This window comes from Paenibacillus cellulosilyticus (genome assembly GCF_003182255.1).
GTDB classification, from domain to species: domain Bacteria; phylum Bacillota; class Bacilli; order Paenibacillales; family Paenibacillaceae; genus Paenibacillus_T; species Paenibacillus_T cellulosilyticus.
The window spans coordinates 294,549-311,054 of the sequence record NZ_QGTQ01000001.1 but is presented as its reverse complement, the minus strand read 5'-3'; the positions used below and the strand labels follow the sequence as shown (position 1 = coordinate 311,054).

Here is a 16,506-nt window from a genome sequence, read left to right as displayed (position 1 = left end):
AAATGGGCAGCCTCTCGGCAAGGCTGCCCAGTACGAAGGCTTAAGACCCCGTTTGCACGCAAGTGAAAGGATTAGATTTTGGATTCGAATGTTTTGCAGTCCGTTTCTTCGGATTGCCGCGGTTGATTCGAACGGCTAACCACATAGATCGAGGTTGCGCTGCATTTGTTGCCTGCTGCCCAATATTTGCACGAATTTACTTCACACAGAACGTCTTTTGCCATAGATGTCACCTCCTGTCCTTCGTTGTAGCGGTAGGATGACAGACTACCCGCTCATTCTAAGGATGGGCTTTTTTGTTATGGTTTTATACTTGCGTGGAGCAGGAAAAGTGTCCCGTCTCACCCATCCATTCTTAAAGGGTCAGAACGTGCTTGTAATGTAAAATAATAGTTGAAATCTCTTACATTGGCGTCATACAATAGAACTACTAAATACGTGTTGTGGCCGTCTGCAGGCGCATAACAGTCGATGTAATTTGGTTGTTGCAACCTATTTTGAAAACGGTTTCGAATCTTGTTTGTGAATCATTGCGAGTTAATGAGAGGAGATAAGAGATGCAATCACGCGGCAGATACGGGCTGTATGTCGTTCTTGTGATTAGCATGCTGGTCATCATCTCGGCGCTGTTCCTAGTTCGTGAGGATAAGCCGGAACTACCGAAGGATAAGCGTGTAAGTCCACTGCAGAGTGGGCACAGTGGAGACTCCATCCGTACAGGTGTGTTACAACCAACAGACTATGAAGCGGGACAAATTCAGGCCGTGGAGAAGGCAGCCCCTTTCCTGCCGGTTACAGCCATCGATGCGGTCGCTCAGATCGGCGTAGGCTGGAATCTAGGCAATCAGCTTGATGCGATGCCGGGTGAGGGAGATTGGGGCAATGGCATTGTTGATGCAAGCGTGTTCGATGAGGTGAAGGCAGCCGGCTTCGATCTGGTTCGGATTCCGGTTTCTTGGAACGATCATATTGGCGCTGCTCCTGATTATAAGATCGACATCGTGTGGATGGACCGTGTGGAAGAAGTCGTTGACTGGGCGTTAGAACGGGATATGTGGGTCATGCTTAACGTCCATCATGATTCATGGAAGTATATGAATTTGGACAAACAGGCAGATCCAGACGAATCGATGCGCAAGTTTATGAAGGTTTGGGAGCAGATCGCGCAGCGATTCAGCGGCAAGAGCGAGAAGCTCATGCTGGAGACGCTTAATGAGCCGACGGATATGGATCCGAGCAGGCTGGACGAGCTGAATGAGCAGATCCTGCAGCTGATTCGAAGCTCAGGCGGCAATAACAAGGAACGGCTTGTCGTGGAGCCTGGGCTTCATACGAATATGAATGAGACGATCAGGACTTTCAAGAAGCCGAATGATCCTTATGTCATTCTGACCGTCCATAATTATGAGCCATGGGATTATGTCGCTAATTGGTGGGGCCATATTACATGGGGAACGGACAGTGATAAAGCTTATTTCGATAAGATGTTCAAGCGTCTGCATGACAAATTCGTTGCTGATGGGCAGCCGATTATTATCGGAGAATTTGGTACGCTCGGCACGAATGAGCGGCATTCGAAGTGGCTCTACCACGATTATTTTGTACGCACCGCGAAGAAATATGGCATTGTATCTGTCTGGTGGGACAATGGCGAGCACCTCGATCGGCTGCGCGGATCGTGGAACGACCCCGTTATGAAGGATATTATCGTGAATGCGTCACGTGGGATAGCAAACTCGTTCGTTGAGACTGGCGATCTGTATATTCGGCAGAGCATGGCGCAGGATACAGTGCTTCAGCTGGAGTTGAACGGAAACGCACTGGTGGGTATATACAACGGGGACTCTCCGCTCGGACAAGACGACTATACCTACGATGAGGATCAAGCGAAGGTTACGATTAAGCAGGCGTACCTGGAAGGGATGCTGAGGGACAAGGAATTAGGCGATATCGGACAGCTCACATTCCGCTTCTCACAAGGCGCTGATCAGATTGTCCACGTTCATCAGTACACCGACCCTGTGCTGGAGCAGAAAGAGCTGGTCATTGATCGAAGCGGCGGGGATATCGTCAGCGATGTCGAGATTGGCCTGGCGTTCAACGGTACGGAGTTGGCGCGGCTGAAGGCAGTCGAGGCAGATGGCCAGCCCGTCCATACGGAGTGGAAGGATAAGCAGTATGTGAATCTATCGGATGATTACTCCTTCGATGCGAATCGTGTCTACCTGAAGGCCCGATTCGCTAATATGTTCGATAAAGATGCAACCATCACACTGGAATTCTGGCCGTCAGGCGTGCAGCTTGAAGTGCCGGTGAAGGTAATCGATAAGCAATAAAACGTTAGCCCCCGTTCAAGCGGCGCATTCGCGCCACTGTTGATCGGGGGCTTTTTCGTTCAGAAGCAAGTTCTGAAGGGGCAAAGCCCCTTTATCCGGTCGAGCACCGACCAAGAGCGTGTCCCGCAGGGACGACAAGCGAGCACATGCCCGACCGTATCTAGACCAGTCCTGCGGGATTCCAAAGGGTGCAACCCTTGGAGCCCTCCCTCTCGGGAGAGGGAGGGTTTGGGTGGGTGTGCGAAACCTAGCGTCAGCGAACCCAGTGAACGACGTTGTCGATGGTACGGCGTGTTTTCGCACGCGGCTCCTGCGCACGATAGCCGAAAGCAGCCATCGCAGAAACACTGAACTGATCGGGATCAAGTATTCCTTCTTCTGCGAGGACACGATTCAGGTCATCCAGCACGAATCCTTCTATCGGGCAGGAATCGATCCCAATGAGCGCAGCAGCAGTCATCATATTGCCAAGGGCGATATACGTCTGACGACTAGCCCATTCGAACACATAGCGGTCATCGCTGAGTAGATGGAAATCCGATTCAAGGAAGTTTCGATAGGCTTGGCGCTTCCCGTTCGCGACTTCTGGCGGAAGCTGCTGGATTTGCTCTATCATGTGCGTAATATATGACGAGTCCGGTTGGAGTGACGGTGCGGTGCGAGTCAGCAGTACGATGAAATGGCTGGCTGTAGGCAGCGAACGCTGTGCACCCCATGCTGCAGCGCGGATTCGTTCACGAATCACTTCGTTCTGAACAACGACGAATCGCCAAGGCTCGAAGCCGAAGGAACTAGGTGATAGACGTCCTGTCTCCAAAATAAAATCGAAGTCTTCATCGGCAATTTTGCGCGCGGGATCGAATAATTTGGTGGCATGTCGGAATTGATAAGCATCCATAATTTCGGCTTTCGTAAGGCGAGTTGTTTCCATGATCCATCATCCTTTCGCATCCAATTCACTGGGAATGGCTTCATTATAGGAGGATAGTTTCGTCTTGGAAAGTACGCACATTTTTGTGATATAGTATTAAAAAAGGTACTATTGGAACGGAGTGAAGTCCGATGAGCATGAAGAAGGAGCAGTTGATCGCGGCTGCCAGTGAACAATGTGAACAGCCTGCGGCAGGGAGCCGCTATACCTGTTCGGTCGAGGCTGCCCTGGATGTCATCGGGGGCAAGTGGAAGGGAATTATCGTCTTCCATCTGATCACGGGTTCACCTCGTCGGTTCAATGAGTTTCGCCGCCTCATGCCGATGATCACGCAGCGTATGCTGACGCTTCAGCTTCGGGAGCTGGAGCAGGACGGCATCGTCCACCGCGAGGTGTATCGGGAGGTGCCCCCGCGCGTTGAGTATTCGCTTACGCCGTTCGGGCTCACATTGAAGCCGATCATCCTTCAAATCTATGAATGGGGCAAGACTTATGAGGCACGCCTTGCGGAGCAGGAGGGGGAGTCGCCGAAAGGCGGAGAGCCGCTGAGCAGCACAGATCAAGGTCTCTGAATAGTAGAAGAAGCCTGAACATCCATGCGCGGTAAACGTGCATCGATGTTCAGGCTTCTTTGTGTTACCAATTCAACTGCGTGCTGTTCGCTTGCAGCTGTTGACGGTATTCGGATGGCGTAAGGCTGAACCGTTTGCGGAACTGCTGCGAGAAGTGGCGCAAGTCCTGGTAGCCGATCCTCTCTGCTACGTCGGCAAGCTTCAGGCTAGGATTGTTGAGCAGCCGCTTCGCTTGCTCAAGACGCAGCTGGATGACGAACTCCTTGTAGCCTTGCCCTGTCTTCTGCTTGAACAGCTGGCTGAAGTAGACCGGGTTCAAATAGACGATGGAGGCAATCTTCTCAAGCGATAGATCCTCGTTGAAGTGCGATTTAATGTACTGAATCGAAGTCTCTATTGCACGATCGCCGCCGCGTTCATCCTGCTCGTACATTTGGGTATGCGACGCCTGACGCAGACGGCGGATCTCATCAGGCACGAGGTGGAAGTTCTCGATCAGCTCGGAAGCAATCGCTTGGAATGGAACGCGCAAATATTGACGCAGATGCGTCCGAAGCTCGTTCACGAGCAGGGGCAGCGACGCCTCTGGCAAGGAGATGAGCCCCAGCAGGCTTTGCGCATCATAGCTTATGACGAAGCCGTGTCCGTATCGCTCGATCAGCTCGGCAAGCACGTTATCGATTATAAAATGCTCCAAATGAACGGGGCGATCCGCATCCATTTTGACCATGACAAGGTAAAAAGAAGAATACGTATCGGCTAGCGGCTTCATGTCGAAGTTGCCGATATCAAGCCCGGCGGCCCAACGTTGGAATACTGCCTCTCGCAAATATTTCAAGTTCATTGTAAGGCCGCGCGCCTCCCGCGTCTGCTCCGATTCGCGTCGTACATCCTCTTGAAACTTATCGATGATTTCGACGATCCGCTCTTTGCCAATCGGCTTAAGAATGTAATCGCGGGCTCCGAGCCGAAGTGCCTCCTGTGCATAAGAAAATTCGGATTTCGCGGATATAAACACCCACCGCACATGCGGGTGCTGCGGCTTGGCGAGCTTCATTAGCTCAAGGCCGGACATGCCCGGCATCATAATATCGCTCAATACGAGGTCGATCGGTTCATTGCGCAGTTGAACGACCGCTTCATCAGCCGATGAGGCAAGAGAAATCCGACAATCGGGATAATGAGTCTGGATCGTTCGTTTGATGCCGCTGCGAATGACGTTCTCATCATCAACGACTAGAATGTTCATGATCGTCTGATACTCCTTTCCAGTGTAGCTTTTATTCCGGTGATCGGTCATAGACGATGCGTGGAGGGAGCGGCAGGGTAACGATAATCGTCGTTCCGATACCTTCCTTGCTGTCTGCGGACAAACCATAGGATTCACCATGCATTAATACGAGGCGGTGGTGGACGTTCGCGATGCCAATTCCTCGGCGCCCGGCGCTGCTTCGCTGCACGGCCTCGCCAGATTGCGCCTTGGAAGGAGGCTGGCCAAGCGCTTGCTGGAGCTGGCTGAGTGCCGCTGGCTCCATGCCAACGCCATTGTCTGTAATCGTAATATGCAGCCGCTGGCCTTCCGCTTGTGCCCGAACGGTCAGAATACCGGGAGTATAGGCAGGCTCAAGTCCGTGTTTGACGGCGTTCTCGATGATCGGCTGAAGCGTCATCTTCGGCAATTGGACGTCCAGAAACGCTGGTGCAACTTCAATGTCGGCGGTCAGTCGATCCTCCAGCCTTGCTTCGATAATGGTCAAATAATGCCGGATTTGCTCCAGTTCCTCGCCAAGCGTGGAGTTGGAATTGTCTTCCCACTCGCTGCTGTATTGGAACATTTGTGACAGTGACAAGACGATTCGTGCTAGCTTATCATTCTCCTGCTCATCTAGCAGCCAGTAGATCATGTTCAACGTGTTATATAGAAAATGTGGATTCACCTGCGATTGCAGTGCCTGCAGCTGCGCCTGCTTCTCGCGGCCGGAAGACTCTTTCTCCCGTTGAATGAGGTCATCCATCCGGTGCACCATTTGATTAAACGAGGAGACAAGAATATCAATCTCCTCATAGGTGGATTTGGGATGAGCCACACCGCGGAAATTACCGATCTCGACCTGTCGCATTTCCTGTACGAGCCGTTTGAGCGGCATTGTAATGGTTCGGGCGATAAAGCTCGCAATCGCAATGGATACAAGCACAAGAACTGAGACGACAATTAAGAAGAAATGCCGCGTCTGCTTGAACTCGACGTTCAAGTTGCTGTTCGGTGTCCGACTAATGAACGTCCAGTCGACCTCCTTCGCCTTGGCTGCAACGACCAGATCGTTTGCACGTTGGTCGAAGAGGACCTCGTTAGGAGACACGTTCTCATGCAGCGAGAGCAGCAGCTCAAGTGCTTGCAGATGGGCAGGCTTCGTGCCGTTCTCGTTAAGTGAATCAGCTGCCATGCTTTCGGCGCTCTCAGCCGAATTTGGTGTATGGAACGTGTCAGAGTCGAAATCGTCGCCAGCATGGACGCTCCATGGAACGGAGGATATTTCCTCTGGGTCATCGGATGCGAGCAGACGGCCGTCTTCCGACATAATGTATACGTCACTGTCCGGTCCAAGCCGCATGTTGCCGAGTGCCGACATCGCTGCCGAGGCATCCATCTGGAAGAGCAGCACGCCAATAGGCTTATGCGCTGTCAGGTCGAACAGCAATCGGCCGAAGGCGAAGACCGGCTGAGCGACGGTCTGGTCGGTTAGAGAGTGTTTGAATGCACCGAGCCACACCATGCCGCCATCGGATTGCTTGATCCGGTTATACCACTCGCGCTGGGCAAAGTTAGGGTCAACGACGTTGAGGAAGTTGCCGTAGCTGAATACAGCACCGCTCTGCGAGAACACGTGAACCGATACGATATCTTCACGCGAGTAGAATACGGTTCCAATAATGTTCTGTACGGCACGCTCGTTGATAATGTTCAGCGCTGGATTATCCGTATGCGTCTGCGGCAGGATCCGCAGCATATCCGCGTTGCCGACCAGCGACTTGGATAAGCTGTTGTAGCTGTCGAGCAGCAGATCGTACACCTGCATGGCCTGCTTGACGTTCTTCTCAGCGATCTCGGTCACTTTGTCATGGTATTGGGTTGTTGCTTGCCGATAATACAAGTAGCTGACGATCGACAATAGGCTGATCATGCTAATGATGAGCAGAATGAACAGCCTGGCACGGAACGTGCGGAAGCTGCGAAAGCCTCGAAAACCGCGGATCATGACCGGTGACGCCTCCTAAATGGAATACCCCACAATAGCACTAAAACCTCCGAGCGCGCCGCAAAAGCTGCTCGGAGGTTTTTCATGCTATGTGGGTTGCGTTTGACGGATGCTTAGCCTTTAACTGCGCCGGCAACCATACCCTTCGTAATTTTCTCGGAGAGTAGGAAGTACAGCACGATAACAGGCAATGCACCTAGTACAAGATATGCGCCAATCGCGCCATAGTTGGACGAGTATTGGCTGACGAAGCTGTTCACGCCGAACGGAAGCGTCTTGAGCTTCTCGGCAGAGATGAATGTAGCAGCCAAGATATATTCGTTCCAGATGTTAATGAACGTCAGGATGCAGACGGTCATAATCGGTGGAATCGAGATTGGCAGGATGATGCTGCGGAACGTACGGAAGACGCCCGCGCCGTCCATATGTGCCGATTCTTCAATCTCATGTGGAATCGTCCGCATGAAGCCGCTCAGAATGAAGACGGCAATTGGCGTTTGGTAAGCGATGTAAGGCAAAATAATCGACCAGCGTGTACCCATCAGACCGTGATCGCCGATATGAATGTGCTTAAAGATCAGCATAAGCGGAAGCAGGGTTGCTTGTACAGGGATCATCATACCGATCAGGAAGACGAGCATGACGACCGGACCAAGCTTCCATTTGAAACGGGTAATCGCGTAAGCGACCATGCTCGCTAATACGATAACGCAAACGAGCGTGACAAGCGTGACATATATGCTGTTGAATAAGTACTGCCAGTAGTGTGCATCAATGGCTTGCTTATAGTTGTTCCATTGCATAGTCTTCGGCAGCGCAAAAAATTTCCCGGACAATATTTCATCGTTCGTTTTCAATGAATAGGTGAGCAGCCACAGCAGCGGATACAGCTGCGTGACGAGCAGGACGCCGAGCAGGATGAATACGAGTGGCTTGACGATCGAGAATCGCTTCCGACCAGGCTCATCCATACGGGCAGCCGCCGTTGAGAATGTCTGACTCATGGGTCATAACTCCTTTCGCGAGTACAATGCAGGTTGTGATCAATCCATTAGCCGATTTTCTTCTCAACCTTATTGAACAGCGCGTTAATAATGACAGTTGCAATCAGACAGACAGCGACCAGTACCATCGCAATCGAACTGCCGTAGCCGAACTTCGACGACATGAAGGACATGTTGTACATATGCGTTGCGATAACATCTGTCGAATGGGCGGGACCGCCGCCGGTCATGACCATAATCATGTCGAACGACTGCAGGGAACCGATGAAAGCGAGAATGATCGATATTTTGAAAATCGGGACAACCAACGGGAACGTAATGAACCAGTCTGCTTTGAAACCGTCTGCTCCATCGATTTTGGCTGCCTCGTAAATTTCCGTAGGGATGTTCGAGATACCCGTGAACTGAATGAGCAGGTGGTATCCGAGATATTGCCACAGCGCAACGAAGTAGAGTGCATACATGGCATAGTCTGGTTCAGAGAGCCAAGCGTGCGTCCAGCTGTGAAGACCAAGGCCGTCGAGCACTTGGTTGAGCATGCCGCCAAGCGAAGCTGGGTTGTAGATCGTTTTCCAGAGCTGGCCGATAATAACGACCGAGAGGATAACGGGAACGAAATAGCTGGTAACGAAGAAATTCGGTTTCTTCACATAACGGTTGATCAGTGTAGCAAGGTACAGTGCAAATGGAATCTCAAGCATGGAGAATACGGCAAACATCAAGGTGTGTCGGACTGCCGGCCAGAATACATTGTCTTTGGTTAACAGTGTTACGTAGTTGTCTAAACCGACGAACTTTTTAACGCCAATGCCGTTCCAGTCAAACGTACTGTTGTACATACTGAAGAAGATCGGAACAAACACGAGGCAGACATACAGTAGCAGACATGGCAGCACGAACACGGCAATCGTACGTGCAGGCACTTTGAGCGCATTCATTGGGCTCGCCTCCTTCAAAATCATGGGGATGGCCATTCAAGGGCTAACACAGAAGAAAGGGAGCGACGGAGCGCTCCCTTTCGCCGGTCTTAGCGAATGGATCATCTGTTTCCGTTTAAATCCATGTCTTACTTGTTAGCTTCGAATGCGGATTGGTGCTCTTTGGCAACGGAAGCTGGATCAACTTGTTGTACGAACAGGTTTTGGATGCTCGTCAAGTGAGCTTGGGACGTTGCTGGGTTCATCGTATTATCGAACGACAGGTCGCCGCCTTTAACTGCGCCTTTCAGACCCGCTACTTCCATTTGCAGAGCGGAGTAGCCTGCTGCTGCGAAGTCGCCTTCTACTTTTTGTGCAACGGAAACGGCGTTCTTCATGTCGAACGACACTTTCGGATATTGCAGCATGAAGTAGTTGAGGAAGTCCTTTGTTTCTTGCAGGTGCTTGCTGTTAGCCGAGATTGCGAACGCGCTGCCTGGAGCCAGCATGTACTCGTCTGCGTTGCCTTTGCCGTTAACCGTAGGGAACTTGAATACGCCCACGTCCGCGCCAACATCGGATTGATCGATTGCGCCGGTTGCCCACGTACCCATGTAGTACATCGCTGCTTTACCCGTTTTGAAGAGGGATTCGCCAGCGTTGTAGTCCATCGACGTAGCGCCATCTTGGAACGCGCCTGCTTGAACGAGCTTCTCGAAGCTGTCTACAGCTTCAACGAATGCTGGATCGTTAAACGTCTTCGTGCCTGCAGCGACATCGGACAGGAAGCCTGGGCCGTTGTTCGTGCGGAGCAGTACGTTCATGAACAGGAAGGAGCCTGTCCACGTATCTTTTTCGCCTGTAACCATTGGCGTGATGCCTTTAGCTTTTAATGTTTTAACATCATTGATTAGTTCGTCGAATGTGGTTGGCGTAGCTGTAATGCCAGCTTGCTCGAACAGTTTTTTGTTGTAGAACATAACGCCTACGTTGTTGCCGTCCGGCAGTGCGTATACGTTGTTGTCGAAGCTATAGAAATCAAGGATGCCTTCTTGGAACGTGTCTTTCAGACCGTTCTGATCGAGCATGTCGTTCAGTGGAGCGAACAGTCCCGCATCAACGAAGTCCTTCATTTGTGCTGCTGGGTTAACGATCGTGATGTCCGGAACTTCTTTGGAAGCCGCTTGCGTCTTCAGCTTCAGCTTCTGTTGATCCGTGTTGAGCGAGTCCCACTCGATTTTCACGTTCGGGTGATCCTTCGTGTATTGATCGCCGATTTGGTGCGCGATTTTGTAAGATGGCGTGTTCGGGTCCGGATAAATGTTCTGGAAGGTAATCGTCACATTCTCTGCCTTGTCAGTGGAAGCCGAACCGTTGTCTGTGTTTGTCGTTTCATCCTTGTCACTGTTGCCGCAAGCTGCGAGCGAAACCATAAGTGCTGCTGCAGCTGCGAGGCTCATCCATTTAAAGCTCGTGCGCATTGATTGATTCCCCCTTGTTTGGTGTGACCTTATTATGCTCTGGACAGGACTATTTCAACAATGTGCGAACTTAAGGATGTAGGTTTGTATTTTCAAGGTGGGTATTTCGGCAGGGATGGAACGTGTTAAGAGGGAGTGCGGCGGTGATAGCAAGATAACCGCACAAAGGCTCGGTTTGTTGATGCTGCGGAAGTGACGATGGTAGACCGTCGGGTATAAGTTAAAGTAGAGGTGAATAGAGCGGATTAAACCAATGCCTGTATGAGCAGGGCCTCCTCACAAGCATGTGCCTAACTTGTGCAAGAGCCTTGCTCGGGGAGTGGGGCGTTCGAATGATATAATGGTTCCCTATGCTGATCGCATAAAATAAGGGCTGCCGGATAAAGTCCGGAGCCCTTTAAGCGTTCTACACATACTTAGAACGATGCTTCTTCGTCATCACAGTCCGCTTTAAAGTCGCAGCGATCGCGAGCACGGCTAGCGCAACAACCAGCCAAGCTGCATATGGCGTGGATACATTCACGACAGCCGCAACGGGATTGGATTTCGACATGATGCGTTCGGCTATCCAGCCCACGGATGCGGTAATTGCGATACAGGCACCGACAATTCGTACGTACGGGAATACGCGTGTTACGCTGAGCAGCAAAAGCCATGGCATCGTAACGGCGATGACCGTCAGCTGCATCAGCTCGATGCCGATATTGAAAGCGAATATGCTGGATACCATATGCCATGGACTTATACCGATATCTCCGATCAGCGATGCGAATGCCATGCCGTGGATCAGACCGAAGCCGAACGCGACGAGCGCCTCGCGTCCCGGGAACAGCGGACGAAGAGCGTGAACGGCCGATATCAATATCGAAAAAGCGATGAGCACTTCGATCAGTTGACTGGTGCCCGGAATCCAGTCGAGTGCGCCGGCAATGAGCGTCAAAGAGTGGCCAAGTGTAAAGGCGGTTACGACCTTAAGCAGCTGAAGGATGCTATGGCGAACGCCGCCGAACTCCTTCCATCGCTTGTTGTGCGCAACCAAAGGCGCCGGGAGCAGCAGTACAAGCAGAAACAGCAGATGGTCTGTTCCTTCGGCAATGTGCGATATACCCATCCGCACAATATTTTCGAAACCGGTCCACCAATTGCCGCCGCTGCGATCGATTTCGATGGAGGTTACGTCGGCTCGAAGCGTTCCCAGCAGGACCGGCTTGTCGCTGGTTACGGCATGATTCCAATCGCTGCGCACTGACACGAGGACGGAGTGCGTTACGATCTCATGAAGGATAACGTCGTAATTTAATGTAAAATGATCGGACGGTGCTCCATCAGGAGGCGACATGGACAGGTCAACGATTAAGTCGTAAGGCTCCGCGCTCAATTGGAGCGACATTCCAGTTACGTCAACCGTCCAACGCTCATCGTTCGGCGATACGGGATTGATATGCTGCTTCACATAAGCTGTCAGCTCCGCCTGATACTTGTCAAGCACCTCGGCTGGCGCGTCCGTCAGCGTTTTGCCGAACGAGATTTCAAGACGGTCAAGCGGAAGAATAAGCTCGGCTGTTACTACGTTATCATTGAAATCCAGCGAGACAACCGAGCTTGGCATGGAATGCGCCGAAGCGACCGATGCCATCGTGGAAAGGAGAATCAACGTTACGGTCAACAGTGCGATTATTTTCCGCTTGATCATACATTAACCCCCGAAGCTTCCGCCGTAGTCGGCTGTTTTATCACGCCATACAGTATGGAAGTGAATTTGATCCGTGTACGCGACGCCCGTTTGGCAGACGAATTCGATCCATACCCGAGGTCCGTCGATTCGAATATAGGAGCCGTGAACAGTTGAATCCGTCGAGCCGGACCAGCCGATTTTCGTCTGGTTAAGCGCATCGTCGGACAAGTAGGAGGCGAGCAGTTCCTCGGAAATGTCTGGCGATGTATCTTGTACCCATGCCGTAATCGCCGCTTTTACCAGCTCTTTCTGGCTGCTGTCGAGCGAGGAGACGAGTATGCCTTCGCTCGTGGTCGGGAATTTGTTGTCTTGTCCAGGTCCAAGTAAAACGTCGTCGTACGTTTTCGAGATTTTCGCGCTGCTCAGCTCCGTATCGCTAAGCGAATTGATCATACTGTACATGGCGCTGCGGCGCGATTCAAGCGGCGAATAAGTAACACCGTTGCTCGTGAAGGTTTGCGGCTCGACGCCGACGAACATAGGGGTCGGGCTTTCCGTCGCCGTATTGTAAGTAAGGTTTGTTGCATAGTGGTGACCGCCAATTTGCAAAATCCATGGTGAAGTGTCCGAAGGCTCGCCCAAAACCGCCACATAATAAAGGTCAGAATCCCACATGTTGTTGCCGGTGTCTGTCGTAAGATATTCATCCGCCAGAATGATTGATTTCAGCGTATCATATCCGCTATTGCCCAGCGCTGCGGCGGCAAGCGACTTGAACGCATCAAGGCTATCCTCGTCTAAGCTGCCCAGCATCAGTCCGTTACGTTGGGCTGCTCCTACCGGCAGGTTCGACCATACGGCAGCGTTATCGGCAGTCATATCGTATTGCAGCGATTCAAGCTCGTCATCCGACAAGGTCGCCATGAACGCTTTGGTCAACGCTACTACGCTTTCGTCTGATTCGGCGGGATCATTGACGATATTTGCCGCAACGTCCGTTACGCGATTAGCGGCAGCTCCGTTCGTCCCTGAAGGCGGAGTGCCTCCTGGCGAACCTTCCGGCGGCATGCCGTCTGGTGGCGAACCGTCTTTGCCGTCTGTTGATGCTGCTCCGGTTGAACTGGAGCTGCTGCCAGCAATGTTGACTGTTTTATTCGCGCTGTCATACGTTACGTTCATCCCGAGCGCTTCGGATACGCCCCGAAGCGGCACGTATACCGAACCGTTATAGTTGAATGGTTCCAACGCATTTCCCGACGCATCCTTCAACGTGACGGTTGTTCCGTTTACTTTGACCAGAATATCGTTGTACGTCACCGCAATCGATTGCTTGAGCGTTTCTGCATACGAGGTGAACGGAACCGTCATGACAGCGGTTACCGCAACGCCGACGGCAAAGCCCTTCATTCCTTTAGACGAAATTTTCTTCAAATTTAAGACCTCCGTTTAAGCTCGATTTATGATCCCATCTGATCTGAGATCTGAGATCATCTAGGCCCCAGTCTATTTAACAAGACTGAATATAAATTGAAGCGTGACTGAAGGTTCACTGAAATTTAATTAGTAAAAAAGCCAACAGCCGCCTCATGCATTTATCAGCATGAAGAGCGGCCATTGGCTTGTCGAACCTTACCTCAGTCCATCTCATAAATCGAGCCGGTCTTGCTCGCGTACAGCTCATTGTACACTTTGGACGCATAGGCGTCCGTCATGCCGGAGATGTAGTCCGCGATGAAGCGCGGCCATGACCAGTGCGACTTGTGGCGCTCGAAGCTCTCGATCCAGTCAGGCGGCAGAATGAGCCGGCCGCGATCGGGGTCAATAAAGCTGTCCCACAGTCGGCGGATCATAATCTCGCTGCGCATTTGAAGCCGCTGGATACGGAAGTCCTTAATAAGCGTCACCCACGCGAGCTTCTTCAGAATCTCCATCGTCCGCAGCAGATCGAGATCCTCCACGCCTTCACGAACGAACGTGACGCGTTTCCATCCTTTATCCGGATCGTCGATAATGCCGACGCGGCCGGCGAACGTGCTCACCCAGCGGGCTTTCATTTCTCGCCGCGTTCTCGACGATTCACGCTCGCACTGAATGTAGAGCTCTTCCCACTGTTCGAGGTATACGTCCATCGTTTGGCGGCACATGGCCCGCACATCGACCTCGTCCCAGCGTAGGCGGCCATTGCCTTGGTCGACTTCAATCTCATGAATGAGATTGTCGATGAGCCGATCATCCTCGAAGAACGTGCGGTTCATTTGGATTTTGCCGGCGCGAATACCGTCTTCTATATCATGCGTCGAATAGGCGATGTCGTCGCATAGGTCCATTAGCTGCGCTTCAAGCGTCGAACATTCCACGGGCATGCCCCATAGATCACGAAGATAGTTGATTCGTTCCCATTCCTCACGGTATACGCCTTTTAGCCGACCTGGATCATCGAGACAAAACGGATATTTGTTCACGCCTAGCAGAACCGATGCCGTCAGATCCAGTCCGCTGCCGCTTCCGGCACGCTTCTCCAGGAACATGAGAATCCGGTAGTTCTGCGCGTTGCCTTCATATTTCATGCCATGGAACTCCTGCAGCAGCTCGTTGAGCACTTCTTCCCCTTTATGCCCAAACGGCGGATGGCCAAAATCATGCGCAAGCGCCGCACACTCCACAACGGTCGGATCAAGCAGCAGTCCCGGATGCTCACGTCGATCAAGGAAGGGGTATTGCTTGCCCAGCCTGCGGGACACTTCCCGCGCAATCTGGGATACTTCAAGCGAGTGCGTCAGCCGTGTTCGATAATAGTCGCCGGAACCGGCGCCGAACACTTGCGATTTGCCCTGCAGCCTGCGAAAGGCCGGGGACTGGATCAGGCGGGCATAATCTCGTTCATATTCTTCTCGTTCCTCGCTGAACGTGCCGATTGCCGGTTCGTCCAACCGCATTTTGCGCAAATCCATGTGCATCGCCTCCTGTCTCCTCGCATGGCGTCGAGATGTTGTTCTTTCTAATCTATGTTAGTAATGCTAACAATGTCAAAGGTTAAAAGGCAGAAATTCCGAACGTTCGTGAAACGATTCAGCTCGTCCTGCACAATAAGCCGAGTTTCTCACTATATGCCAACGACACGCCGACTATGTTGTTCCAGAACGCTCCAAGGACTAGTATTAGCCAAAAATAAAGCCTGGCTTGCGCCCGGCTCTTCATCCTCATCGATCAATTCCTTCCATTCCTGTATCCTATAGCGCAAGATGTGCAGACGCCGATCGAAGAACGGCGCAGGAATGGGCGAATCGCGCCTGCTCCTGCGACGTCAAATTCAGCTCCACCAGCTCGGCAATGCCTCGCCGTGTCAGAATGGCCGGAACGCCGGTGCATACGTCACGTTCTCCATATTCGCCTTCAAGAATAGCAGAAACGGCCGTTATATTGTAATCATCATTGAGGATCGATCGCACAATATGAGCAATTGCATTCGCAATACCGTAATGCGTCGAGCCTTTGTGCTGATAGATCTCCCATCCAGCGTTTCGAGTTTTCGCTTCGATATCGTCGAGCTTCAGCAAGCTGAAGCGCTGCGGATGCTGGCTCAGAATATCGAGAATCGGCTTGCCGCCAACCGATACATGCGACCATGCGGGGAACTGTGATTCCCCATGCTCGCCAAGCACGTAACCGCACACGCTGCGCGGATCGACCGGCAGGAACTCAGCGATCAGTGTCTTCAGCCGCGACGTATCGATGGAGGTGCCCGTTCCAATGACACGTTCACGCGGCAAGCCAGACAGCTTCCACACCATTTGGGTGACGATGTCGACAGGATTAGCTGCTGCAATAAACAAACCGTCGAAGCCGCTTGCCATGATGCGCGGCACGATCTCTTGATACAGCTCAAAGGCGCTGTCGAGCAGATCGAGTCGGTTGCTGCCGCTCTTCGGATACCCGCCTGCACATAGGATGATGATATCGGCATCGCCGCAATCATCCCAACTGCCAGTATAGATTTTGGTTCGCGTATAAGTGAAATCCATGCAATGAGAGAGGTCGAGTGCCTGCGCATAGGCGCGCTCCGGCGTTCTGCCAACCAGCATAATCTCATCACAGATGGACTGATTGATGAGTGCATAAGCACAACTTGCTCCCACATGCCCGACCCCGATAATGGCTACCTTCCGCGGCCTGCTTCCCATCTTTGTCACCCCGCTCTTCCATGCTGTTATATAACAGTATATGAAGGCGAGGTGTAGAGTTGTTAGTCCAATGTAACAAAATATAACACAACCTTCACAGTGGAATAGCATCCATCGTTCGAAGCGTGCATGAACTTCAACTGTAGTAAAAT

Annotated in this window: 13 protein-coding genes; 2 read left to right on the top strand and 11 right to left on the bottom strand. The window is 51.9% G+C overall.

What is annotated here, in order from left to right:
• Positions 1 to 71: 71 nt before the first annotated feature.
• The gene (locus DFQ01_RS01305; protein WP_110042069.1) at positions 72 to 224 is read right to left on the bottom strand and encodes a DUF1540 domain-containing protein; all 153 of its coding nucleotides are present in this window, start codon (positions 222 to 224) and stop codon (positions 72 to 74) included.
• Positions 225 to 557: 333 nt separating this feature from the next.
• On the opposite strand from DFQ01_RS01305, the gene DFQ01_RS01300 reads away from it, so the two are divergent.
• Positions 558 to 2,336 carry a cellulase family glycosylhydrolase gene (locus tag DFQ01_RS01300; protein ID WP_110042068.1) on the top strand — a complete coding sequence of 593 codons (1,779 nt, stop codon included), beginning with the start codon at positions 558 to 560 and terminating at the stop codon, positions 2,334 to 2,336.
• Between the two features lie 253 nt (positions 2,337 to 2,589).
• Here DFQ01_RS01300 and DFQ01_RS01295 read toward each other — a convergent pair whose 3' ends face one another.
• Positions 2,590 to 3,267 carry an NAD(P)H-dependent oxidoreductase gene (locus DFQ01_RS01295; RefSeq protein ID WP_110042067.1) on the bottom strand — a complete coding sequence of 226 codons (678 nt, stop codon included), beginning with the start codon at positions 3,265 to 3,267 and terminating at the stop codon, positions 2,590 to 2,592.
• A 137-nt stretch (positions 3,268 to 3,404) separates the two neighbouring features.
• Here DFQ01_RS01295 and DFQ01_RS01290 point away from each other — a divergent pair, with 137 nt between their 5' ends.
• Entirely contained in the window at positions 3,405 to 3,839 is a 435-nt protein-coding gene (locus DFQ01_RS01290) for a winged helix-turn-helix transcriptional regulator (protein ID WP_110042368.1), read from the top strand.
• Positions 3,840 to 3,903: 64 nt separating this feature from the next.
• Here DFQ01_RS01290 and DFQ01_RS01285 read toward each other — a convergent pair whose 3' ends face one another.
• The 9 genes from DFQ01_RS01285 to DFQ01_RS01245 all read right to left on the bottom strand — a co-directional run bounded on the left by DFQ01_RS01285 (position 3,904) and on the right by DFQ01_RS01245 (position 16,354).
• The gene (locus tag DFQ01_RS01285) at positions 3,904 to 5,088 is read right to left on the bottom strand and encodes a response regulator transcription factor (RefSeq protein ID WP_110042066.1); all 1,185 of its coding nucleotides are present in this window, start codon (positions 5,086 to 5,088) and stop codon (positions 3,904 to 3,906) included.
• A gap of 31 nt (positions 5,089 to 5,119) precedes the next feature.
• Entirely contained in the window at positions 5,120 to 7,096 is a 1,977-nt protein-coding gene (locus tag DFQ01_RS01280; RefSeq protein WP_110042065.1) for a cache domain-containing sensor histidine kinase, read from the bottom strand.
• A gap of 113 nt (positions 7,097 to 7,209) precedes the next feature.
• Positions 7,210 to 8,067 (bottom strand): carbohydrate ABC transporter permease, encoded by an 858-nt coding sequence (locus DFQ01_RS01275; RefSeq protein ID WP_425452345.1) that lies wholly within the window; start codon positions 8,065 to 8,067, stop codon positions 7,210 to 7,212.
• An 80-nt stretch (positions 8,068 to 8,147) separates the two neighbouring features.
• A complete protein-coding gene (locus DFQ01_RS01270; RefSeq protein ID WP_110042063.1) occupies positions 8,148 to 9,038 on the bottom strand; it encodes a carbohydrate ABC transporter permease in 891 nt (296 codons plus the stop codon).
• A gap of 128 nt (positions 9,039 to 9,166) precedes the next feature.
• On the bottom strand, positions 9,167 to 10,498 hold the full coding sequence (locus tag DFQ01_RS01265) for an extracellular solute-binding protein (RefSeq protein ID WP_110042062.1): 1,332 nt from the start codon (positions 10,496 to 10,498) through the stop codon (positions 9,167 to 9,169).
• A gap of 406 nt (positions 10,499 to 10,904) precedes the next feature.
• The gene (locus tag DFQ01_RS01260; protein ID WP_110042061.1) at positions 10,905 to 12,191 is read right to left on the bottom strand and encodes a HupE/UreJ family protein; all 1,287 of its coding nucleotides are present in this window, start codon (positions 12,189 to 12,191) and stop codon (positions 10,905 to 10,907) included.
• A gap of 3 nt (positions 12,192 to 12,194) precedes the next feature.
• The gene (locus tag DFQ01_RS01255) at positions 12,195 to 13,604 is read right to left on the bottom strand and encodes a DUF3500 domain-containing protein (RefSeq protein WP_110042060.1); all 1,410 of its coding nucleotides are present in this window, start codon (positions 13,602 to 13,604) and stop codon (positions 12,195 to 12,197) included.
• A 203-nt stretch (positions 13,605 to 13,807) separates the two neighbouring features.
• The gene (locus DFQ01_RS01250; RefSeq protein ID WP_110042059.1) at positions 13,808 to 15,124 is read right to left on the bottom strand and encodes a deoxyguanosinetriphosphate triphosphohydrolase family protein; all 1,317 of its coding nucleotides are present in this window, start codon (positions 15,122 to 15,124) and stop codon (positions 13,808 to 13,810) included.
• A gap of 279 nt (positions 15,125 to 15,403) precedes the next feature.
• Entirely contained in the window at positions 15,404 to 16,354 is a 951-nt protein-coding gene (locus tag DFQ01_RS01245) for an L-lactate dehydrogenase (protein WP_110042058.1), read from the bottom strand.
• Positions 16,355 to 16,506: the final 152 nt, after the last annotated feature.